General features: G+C 65.5%; 10 protein-coding genes. 4 read left to right on the forward strand and 6 right to left on the reverse strand.

The window, feature by feature from the left end:
• The first annotated feature begins 16 nt into the window (after positions 1-16).
• Positions 17-1,306 (forward strand): MFS transporter, encoded by a 1,290-nt coding sequence (locus tag ACU0B3_RS17945; protein ID WP_446262256.1) that lies wholly within the window; start codon positions 17-19, stop codon positions 1,304-1,306.
• On the opposite strand, the gene ACU0B3_RS17950 is transcribed toward ACU0B3_RS17945, so the two are convergent.
• A complete protein-coding gene (locus ACU0B3_RS17950) occupies positions 1,303-2,547 on the reverse strand; it encodes a urate hydroxylase PuuD (protein WP_446262257.1) in 1,245 nt (414 codons plus the stop codon). The genes ACU0B3_RS17945 and ACU0B3_RS17950 overlap by 4 nt on opposite strands.
• Before the next feature lie 253 nt (positions 2,548-2,800).
• Between ACU0B3_RS17950 and puuE the strand changes: the two genes are divergently transcribed.
• Together puuE and ACU0B3_RS17960 are read left to right on the forward strand one after the other, a co-directional pair.
• Positions 2,801-4,219, forward strand: a complete 1,419-nt coding sequence (gene puuE, locus ACU0B3_RS17955) for an allantoinase PuuE (protein ID WP_446262258.1) — start codon at positions 2,801-2,803, stop codon at positions 4,217-4,219.
• Entirely contained in the window at positions 4,216-4,710 is a 495-nt protein-coding gene (locus tag ACU0B3_RS17960) for an ureidoglycolate lyase (protein WP_446262259.1), read from the forward strand. The genes puuE and ACU0B3_RS17960 overlap by 4 nt, the downstream gene beginning before the upstream one ends.
• A 38-nt stretch (positions 4,711-4,748) precedes the next feature.
• Here the strand turns inward: ACU0B3_RS17960 and ACU0B3_RS17965 are convergent, their stop codons facing one another.
• On the reverse strand, positions 4,749-5,138 hold the full coding sequence (locus ACU0B3_RS17965; protein WP_446262260.1) for a VOC family protein: 390 nt from the start codon (positions 5,136-5,138) through the stop codon (positions 4,749-4,751).
• Between the two features lie 134 nt (positions 5,139-5,272).
• Between ACU0B3_RS17965 and ACU0B3_RS17970 the strand changes: the two genes are divergently transcribed.
• The gene (locus tag ACU0B3_RS17970) at positions 5,273-5,674 is read left to right on the forward strand and encodes a DUF1801 domain-containing protein (protein ID WP_446262261.1); all 402 of its coding nucleotides are present in this window, start codon (positions 5,273-5,275) and stop codon (positions 5,672-5,674) included.
• 26 nt (positions 5,675-5,700) lie between these two features.
• On the opposite strand, the gene ACU0B3_RS17975 is transcribed toward ACU0B3_RS17970, so the two are convergent.
• The 4 genes from ACU0B3_RS17975 to ACU0B3_RS17990 form a co-directional block, all read right to left on the reverse strand.
• The gene (locus ACU0B3_RS17975; protein WP_446262262.1) at positions 5,701-6,117 is read right to left on the reverse strand and encodes a RidA family protein; all 417 of its coding nucleotides are present in this window, start codon (positions 6,115-6,117) and stop codon (positions 5,701-5,703) included.
• A gap of 98 nt (positions 6,118-6,215) precedes the next feature.
• Positions 6,216-6,938: an amino acid ABC transporter ATP-binding protein gene (locus ACU0B3_RS17980; protein ID WP_446262263.1), complete on the reverse strand. Its 723-nt coding sequence runs from the start codon at positions 6,936-6,938 to the stop codon at positions 6,216-6,218.
• Positions 6,938-7,789 (reverse strand): amino acid ABC transporter permease, encoded by an 852-nt coding sequence (locus tag ACU0B3_RS17985; RefSeq protein WP_446262264.1) that lies wholly within the window; start codon positions 7,787-7,789, stop codon positions 6,938-6,940. Before ACU0B3_RS17985 ends, ACU0B3_RS17980 begins: the two co-directional genes overlap by 1 nt.
• Complete coding sequence (locus tag ACU0B3_RS17990) at positions 7,786-8,610, reverse strand: ABC transporter substrate-binding protein (protein ID WP_446262265.1); 825 nt, start codon at positions 8,608-8,610, stop codon at positions 7,786-7,788. The genes ACU0B3_RS17985 and ACU0B3_RS17990 overlap by 4 nt, the downstream gene beginning before the upstream one ends.
• Between the last annotated feature and the right edge of the window lie 185 nt (positions 8,611-8,795).

Raw genomic sequence — 8,795 nt, forward strand, 5'->3', positions numbered from 1 at the left:
TAAGGATGGTAGGCCGATGACCTCGGGGACAGACTTTTCGTTCGATGCGCTGCCGCCTTTGGCGCGGCGGCATGTGAGGGTGTTTCAGCTGCACCAGTTCCTCGACCGGTTCGCGATGGGGCTGACGGTGGCGGTGGTCGCGCTGGCATTGACCGACCGGGGTATGGACCTTTTCCAGATTTCGCTCCTTTTTGGGGTCTATTCGGTCACGACCATGGCGATGGAGCTGCCGTTCGGCGGGCTGGCGGACCGGATCGGGCGCAAGCCGGTGTTTCTTGCGGCCGTGATCGCCAGTCTGATCTCGCTGGCGCTCTTTTTGTCGACCAGCGCGTTTGCCGTGCTCGCCCTCTCGTTTGCGTTTATCGGGTTCGGGCGCGCGCTCAGGTCCGGCACGCTCGATGCCTGGTTCGTCGAAACCTACCGTCGCGCGGCGCCGGGCGCGGAGGTGCAACCGGTCCTTGCCAAGGCGCAATGGGCGGGCGCCATGGGGCTGGCGCTGGGGGGGGTGGCAGGTGGGCTGCTCCCGGACGTTGCCGGACCGCTGGCCGAACGCGCGGGGTTCAGCGCCTACGATGTCAGCTATGCGGCGAGCTTTGCCGTCATGCTGGGTGTCCTCGCCTACACCTGGTTCGGCATCGACGAGACGCCGCGGCCGCTGCACCTGCGGGCCCTCAAGGCGGGGTTCGTCGCGGTGCCGGAGGTGATCGGGGAGGCGGGCCGCCTTGCGCTGACGCACCCGGTCTTGCCCTTGCTGCTTGCCGCGCTTGCCTTCTTCCTGATGGCGACGAACCCGGTCGAAGTGCTTTGGCCGACCTATGCCAAGCCGCTCCTCGACCCGGACTACGCCAACACGGCGATCGGGGCGCTGACGGCCGGGTACTTCTTTGCGATTGCCTTCGGGGCCTGGCTGTCGCCGCATGTCAGCCGTCTGTTCAAGCGGCGCCATGCGGTGACGCTTCGGGCGGCCTTTGCGGCTCTGGCCTGCGTGCAGGTGGCGCTGGCGCTGCAGGGCGGTGCCCTCGGGTTCGTTGCGGCGTTCATTGCCTTTTCGGTTGTGCTCGGCATCACCGAGACGCCCGCCAGCAGCATCCTGCATGACTGTGTCGAAGACCGGCAACGCTCGACGATGCTGTCGCTGCGCTCCCTGATCCAGCAGTTGGGAGCGGCGCTGGGTCTGGTGCTTGCGGGGGCTGTCGCCGAGGCGATCTCCACGCCGGTGGCCTGGACCCTCGGCGCCGCATTTCTGCTGGTGGCTGCGCTTCTGGTGGGCGTAGTGGGGCGGCGCCTTTCCACAAAGGCGGGCTAGTCGCCGCGCCGGGTCGCGTTCCGGTACCAGGCGACGAGCGCCAGGCGGTTCTCCTCGGTCATGGTCGAGATCGCGCCCGGAGGCGGCATGGCATGGCTGAGCCCGGCCTGCAGGTAGATCGCTTCGGCGTGCCGCGCGACATCGGACACCGTCTCAAGGTGCACGCCCTTGGGTGCCCAGTGCATGGTCTCGCTGTAGAAGGGATCACGCGCGTGGCACATCGAGCAATTGCCCAGCACGACGTCGTAGGCCGCCTCGAACCCGTCTGCCGCGGCGAACGTCTCCTCCAACGGTGTGAGCGCGCGGGCCTCGGCCTCCTCCAGCCGGTCCTGCATCGGGGCGACCGAGAGCCACGCGATCAGCAGCATCAACAGAACCGTGACACCCCAGGTCCAGTGCGGTCCCCTGCCGGTCTTGTGCATCGTGTTGAAGTAGTGCCGGATCGTCACCCCCGTCAGGAAGATGAGCGAGGCGATGATCCACGCATACGCCGTCCCAAAGGCCAGCGGGTAGTGGTTCGACAGCATCAGGAACACGACCGGCAGCGTCAGGTAGTTGTTGTGCGTCGAGCGGACCTTGGCGATCTTGCCGTACTTGGCATGGGGCGTGCGCCCCGCCTTGAGGTCGGCCACGACGATGCGCTGGTTCGGCATGATCTGGAAGAACACGTTGGCGGTCATGATCGTGGCCGTAAAGGCGCCGAGGTGCAGCAGCGCCGCCCGCCCGGTAAAGACCTGGTTGTACCCCCACGACATCGCCACCAGCACGACAAAGAGGAGTAGCATCAGCAGCGTGGGGTTGTCCGCCAGCTTTGACTTGCACATCTGGTCATAGATCAGCCAACCGATGGCGAGCGAGCCGCCGGAGAGCACAATCCCCTGCCACAGCGCCAGATCGACCTTGGTGGGGTCGAGCAGGTAAATCTCGCCCCCCACCCAGTACATGATCATCAAAAGCGCCGCGCCCGAGAGCCAGGTGGAGTAGCTTTGCCACTTGTGCCAGGTCAGGTGCTCGGGCAGGCGCGCGGGGGCGACCATGTATTTGGTGGTGTGGTAGAAGCCGCCGCCGTGGACCTCCCATTCCTCGCCGCTGGCGCCTTCAGGGAGCGCGTCGTTCGGTTTCAGCATCAGGTCGAGCGCGATGAAGTAGAACGACGCGCCGATCCACGCCATCGCCGTGATGACATGCAGCCAGCGCACCGCAAAGGCGATCCAGTCCCAGAGGATGGCAAGGTCGTACATTGGGGGGCGCTCCACGCTTGGCCTCGTTGCAGATGACCCAAGATTGCCGGGCGGAGCAAGAGGCGGCCACCCGTAGGATCGGTGATATCACCCATCCCGCAAGGCCGGTGCAAAACGCCTGCACTGACCTCGTGCGCGCCGCGTCCAGCGCCGATAGCGCTTCGCCTTGCAAAAAACGGATTGAAACCCGCGCTGGCCTGCTCTGGAATGGCGCTCGGGCGGGGTGCCCGGAACAGGGTCGAGGAGAGCCACCGTGCATCGCTATCCACGCAACATGACCGGGTACGGAGAAACGCCGCCCAACGCCAACTGGCCGGGCGGGGCAAAGATCGCGGTGCAGATCGTCCTCAACTACGAAGAGGGCGGCGAGAATTGCACCCTGCATGGCGATGCGGCCTCCGAGGCGTTCCTGTCCGAGATCACCGGCGCGCAGCCCTGGCCGGGTCAGCGGCACTGGAACATGGAATCGCTTTACGAGTACGGCGCGCGGGCGGGGTTCTGGCGCGTGCACCGGATGCTCAAAGATCTGCCGGTCACGGTCTACGGGGTCGCCACCGCGCTTGCGCGGGCGCCCGAGCAGGTGCGCGCGATGCAGGCGGCAGGCTGGGAGATTGCCAGCCACGGTCTGAAATGGATCGAACACAGGGACATGTCCGAGGACGAGGAGCGCGCCCAGATCGCCGAGGCGATCCGTCTGCACACCGAAGTCACCGGCGCCCCGCCGCGCGGCTGGTACACCGGGCGCTGCTCCATGAACACCGAGCGGCTCGTGACCGAGACCGGGCAGTTCGCCTACGTCGCCGACAGCTATGCCGACGACTTGCCCTACTGGGTGCGGCACGCGGATCGGGACCAGCTGGTGGTCCCCTACACGATGGACTGCAATGACATGCGGTTTGCCATCCAGGCCGGGTTCACCGACGGCGCCCAGTTCGAGCAGATGCTCAAGGACGCTTTCGACACGCTCTATGCCGAGGGCGAGGCGGGCGCGCCCAAGATGCTGTCGATCGGGCTCCACTGCCGCATCATCGGACGGCCCAGCCGGGCAGCCGCCCTCCAGCGCGCCTTGGATCACATGCGCCGCCATGCGGGCGTCTGGTTCGCAACGCGCCTCGAGATCGCCGAGCACTGGGCGCGGGAGCACCCCAGCGGGGCAGGGGGTGTCAGTCGTCCCACCTCCCTGTCGCAGGCCGCGTTCATCGACCGCTTCGGCGGCATCTTCGAGCATTCGCCCTGGGTCGCGGAGCGCGCGTGGGCGCTCGAGCTCGGGCCGGCGCACGACAGCGCAGCCGGCCTGCATTCCGCGCTCTGCCGCGCCTTCCGGTCGGCCTCTCACGACGAGCGGCTCGGCGTGCTGCGCGCCCACCCGGACCTTGCCGGCAAGCTCGCCGCAGCCAAACGCCTGACGGCGGATTCGACGGCGGAGCAGGCGTCCGCCGGGCTCGACGCCTTGACCGATGCCGAACGCGCGACCTTCACCCGCCTCAACGAGACCTACACGGCCCGGTTCGGCTTTCCCTTCATCATCGCGGTCAAGGACAACACCAAGGCGACGATCCTCGACGCCTTCCACCGCCGCATCGACAACGATCCCGCCGCCGAGTTTGCCGAAGCCTGCCGCCAGGTCGAGCGCATCGCCGAACTCCGCCTCGCGGATCAGGTCGCGCGGTGAGCCGCGACGTCCCTATCCTGCCCCTGACCGCGGAGGCGTTCGCGGCCTACGGCGACGTGATGGAGGCCGCAGGCCAGCCCGGCAAGATCATCAATCAGGGGCTGTGCGGACGGTATCACGACCTGGCCCGGCTCGACTTTTCGGACGGCCGCGCGGGGATCAGCCTCTTCAAGGCCGAACCGCGTCAGCTCCCCCTCACACTCGAGATGATGGAGCGCCATCCCGCCGGCTCGCAGGCGTTCATCCCAATGAGCATGGACCGCTTTCTCGTGATCGTCGCCGAGGATGCAGGCGGCAAACCCGGCCAGCCGCGCGCGTTCGCAACCGCGCCCGGCCAGGCCATCAATTTCCACAAGGGGACCTGGCACGGCGTCCTGACCCCGCTCCACGCTCCGGGCCTTTTTGCGGTGGTCGACCGGATCGGAGAGGGGGCGAACCTCGAAGAACACTGGTTCGAGGCGCCCTACACCGTGGTCGCGTCACCTGCCTGAGTTCCTCTGGTCAACCGCTGGACGCTATTCCCGTTCGACTAGCCCGCGCCGTAGCACACCGCCTGCAATTTGTTGCCGTCGGGATCGCGCACGTAGGCCGCGTAATACGCCGGCCCGTAGTGCGGGCGGGGACCCGGCGCACCGGCGCACGACCCGCCAAGGCGCAGCGCTGCGGCGTGAAACGCCCGCACTTCCTCATGCGAGGCCGCAGTAAAGGCGACATGCGTGCCGTTGCCCCACGTCGCGGGGCGTCCGTCTTCTGGCGCGTAGAGATAGATCGTCGGCATTCCGCCTTTTTCGTAGGCCGGCGGTTTGCCCGGCGGCTTTGGCAGGCGCTCAAAGCCCAGCACGCCCAGCACTTCGTCGTAAAACCGCCCCGACCGCGCCGGATCGTTGGTCCCGAGAGTGATGTGGCTGAGGGGATACATGGTCGGTCTCCGTCGTAGCGACTGTGCGTGAGACTGAAACAAGAACATCGAAAGCGCAACCAGCCCGTCCCGCTCAACGCCTACATACGCGATCACAACTGGACCGAGGTTCACGCGCGTGCTCTATTGCGCCCATGGAGCCTCCCTTCCAGGACCCCAAAGTCAAAACCGCTTTTGCCGCGATGCCCGAGGCATGCCGTCCCGGCCTTCTCGAACTGCGTGCCTTGATCTTCGAAGTGGCGGCAAGCCGGCCTGAGATCGGCCGCCTCGAAGAAACGCTCAAATGGTGTCAGCCCGCCTACCTCACGCCCGAACCCAGGTCTGGCTCGACCATCCGGCTGGGCCTGCCAAAGACCGGCGGATACGCGCTTTATACCCACTGCCAGACGACGCTTCTGTCCGAGTTCCGCGCGCTTTTCCCGGACGACTTCACCTACGAAGGCAACCGCGCCATCCACTTCACCCCCGGCACCTCGCTCCCGCGCGGCCCCGTCGCGACCCTGATCGGGAATGCGCTGACGTATCATCGGCGGTAAGGGGAAGGGCTCCAGCAGCGCCAACTTTACTGTTCAATGAAACGATCCCGAGGCACGACAGCAATTGGCGTCAATTCAACCAAGAAGTCCGGATGCCCCAACCCCGCGACCATGACGGACGTCGAAACCGGTTCTTGTCCCGCTTCAAAGACTTCGCGTCTTACGGCTTGGATAACAGGCAGTTGCGACTGATCCGTGTAATGTGTGGTAATCGCGACTACATCGGCCAGCGTGCCGCCCACCTTTCCAAGTAATTTAGATATGTTATCAAAAATTTGGCGGGTCTGGGCTTCGATATCGTTCACGCCGACGATCGTTTCGCCAGCGGTCCAAGCTACTTGTCCGGTGAGATGGATCACGACGCCATCCGGCTGGATCACACCCATTTGGAACCCGCGATTCCGCGAGCGCCACACGTCTTCAGTATCAAATCCAATTGGCATCTTCAGACGGTTCTTTTCCGTTTGGACAAAGCAATTTGCGCAGACTGCGAGAGCCTTATTTCAGTTCTACTCAATACGTATCGCCTCAACCCAAACCCTCACAAAACCCGCGCCAGAAAATCCCGGGTCCGCGCCTCCTTCGGCGCGCCGAACATCTGCTCTGGCGTCCCGCTTTCCAAAATCCGCCCCCGGTCCAGAAAGCACACCCGGTCCGCCACATCGCGGGCAAAGGCCATCTCGTGGGTCGCCAGCACCATGGTCATCCCGTCGGCCTTGAGCGCCTTGAGGACCTCCAGCACTTCGCCCACCAACTCGGGGTCGAGAGCGGAGGTGATCTCGTCAAAGAGCATGATCTGAGGGCGCATCGCCAAGGCCCGCACGATCGCCACGCGCTGCTGCTGCCCGCCCGACAGCTGGTCGGGGTAGTGCTGCATCCGGTCCGCCAGCCCGAACCGCTCGAACAGCGCCGTGACCTCCGGGCGGAGCGTATCGCGCGAGACCCGCCGCACTCGGCGCGGGGCGAGCATCACGTTCTCCTCGGCGGTCATATGGGGAAAGAGGTTAAAGCTCTGGAACACGATCCCGATGCGCTGACGGATCGGCTGGGGGTCGAGCGAGGGCTCCGCGATGTCCTGATCACCGAGCCAGATCGCCCCGTCGTCGAGAGGCTCGAGCAGATTGAGGCACCGCAGCAGCGTCGACTTGCCCGAGCCCGAAGCACCGATCAGGCAGACCATCTCACCCTTCGAGACCTCCAGCGAGATCCCGTCGAGGATCTTCGTGTCGCCAAAGGACTTCTGCACATTCTCCAGCCGCAGCATCAGGAGCGCGCCCGGTTCTGCTTGGCAATCAGGTGATCGGCCAGCCGCGTTGCGGGGATCGTGATCACGAGGAAGATGCAGGCCGCCACCACGTAAGGCGTGAAATTCGCCAGCAGCGACTTGAAGACACCCGCCTGCCGGAAAATCTCGACCGGGCCGATAAAGCTCAAGAGCGCGACGTCCTTTTGCAAGGCGATCAGCATGTTCATCTGCGCCGGGATCACCCGCCGGATCGCCTGCGGCAACACCACGTAGCGCATCGTGTCCTGCCCCGAGAGTCCCAGCGACAGCGCCGCATTGCGCTGGCTGGCGTGCACGCTCTCGATCCCGGACCGGAAAATCTCCGCCACGTAGGCCGAGTAGGTCAACACCAGCGCCACGGTCCCCCAGATGTAGGGAGAGTTCCACGGCCGGTCGAGACCCAGCCCCGGGATGCCAAACCCAATCAGGTACACCGTCAGCACCACTGGCACGCCGCGAAAGATGTCGGTGTAGACCGCCCCAAAGAGGCGCAGCGGGTAGAGCACCGGATTGCGCACATCGCGCGCCAGCGCAATCGCCAGCCCCAGGATCGCGATCATCGGCGCCGACCAGGCAAAGATCGCCACGTCCAAAAGGAACGCCTCGACCAGCCTTGGAAAGGTCCGCGCAAAGACCTCCCCGTTGAAAAAGCTCTGCTGGACACGCGCCCACCCCGGCGCCATGGGCACGAGGATGACGATGGCCAGTACCACCGCCAGGGTCGAGCCCGCCGCAACGCGCAGCGAGCGCCGTCTCAGCGCCCGGTCATAGGCTTGCCGGCGGGTCAGCGCGGCGTCGTTGCGACTTGGACCCGCCGAAAGCTCGCTCATTCGATGACCGGCACGCCGGTGGCCTCGGCCAGCCACTTGGCCTCGATCTCGGCCAGGGTGCCGTCCTCGGTGAGCGCCATGATCGCCGCGTCGACGCACTCCTTGATCGCCGCGCCCTCTTCCATGAGCATGCCGAACTGATCGGGGTTCTCGGTGCGATCCGCCGGGAACTGCCCTAGCACCACGCCGCCCTCGACCACCACGGCTGCCAGATACAGCGCCGTCGGCAGGTCAAAGAGCGCCGCGTCGATCTGGCCAGCCTGCATGGCTGCCGTCACATCGGTGTTGTCGTTGTAGAGCAGCGGATCGCTCTCCGGCCCAATCAGGTCCGTCAGCATCGGCACGGCGGTCGTGTTGGCATCCGCGCCCCACTTGAGCCCCTTGAGCGAGGCGAGCGACGCATCCGCGCCACCATCGACCACCGACTGGGTCGTCAGCACCGCCATGGCCGAGCTGTAGTACGGCGCCGAGAAATCCACGACCTTGTCGCGGTCCTCGGTGATCGAATATTGCTGCAGGTTGACGTCAAAGTTCTTGGCGCCCGGCTGGATCGACTCGTCAAAGCCGGCGCGCACCCAGACAACGTCCTCCGCCGGCACACCCATCTCCTCGGCCAGCGCCGCGGCCACCGCCGCCTCAAACCCTTCACCAGCTTCGGGCGCATCATTGTGCACCCAAGGGTAATAGGCCGGGTTGCCCGTCGCCATGGTCAGCTTGCCCTCGGTCATCGTCTTGCCTTCCCAGCACAGATGCCCACCTGCCAGCGCGCTCGTCGCACTCAGCACCAGCGCAAACGCCGAACCCGTCAAAACCTTCTTCATATGATGATCCTCCGACAAACCGCGCACCGGCCCCCAAGCTCCGACGTCGGTCCTGTCTTCTCTGGTTTGTAAATACCTCGGGGGTTTGGGGGCTGGCCCCCAATTGAAATCGGGGGTGTGGGGGCAGAGCCCCCACGTGCCGCGCGGGCGCCCCCAAGCCCCCTCCCCAAAACAAATTATCGATC

The organism is Pseudaestuariivita sp. (assembly GCF_052825805.1).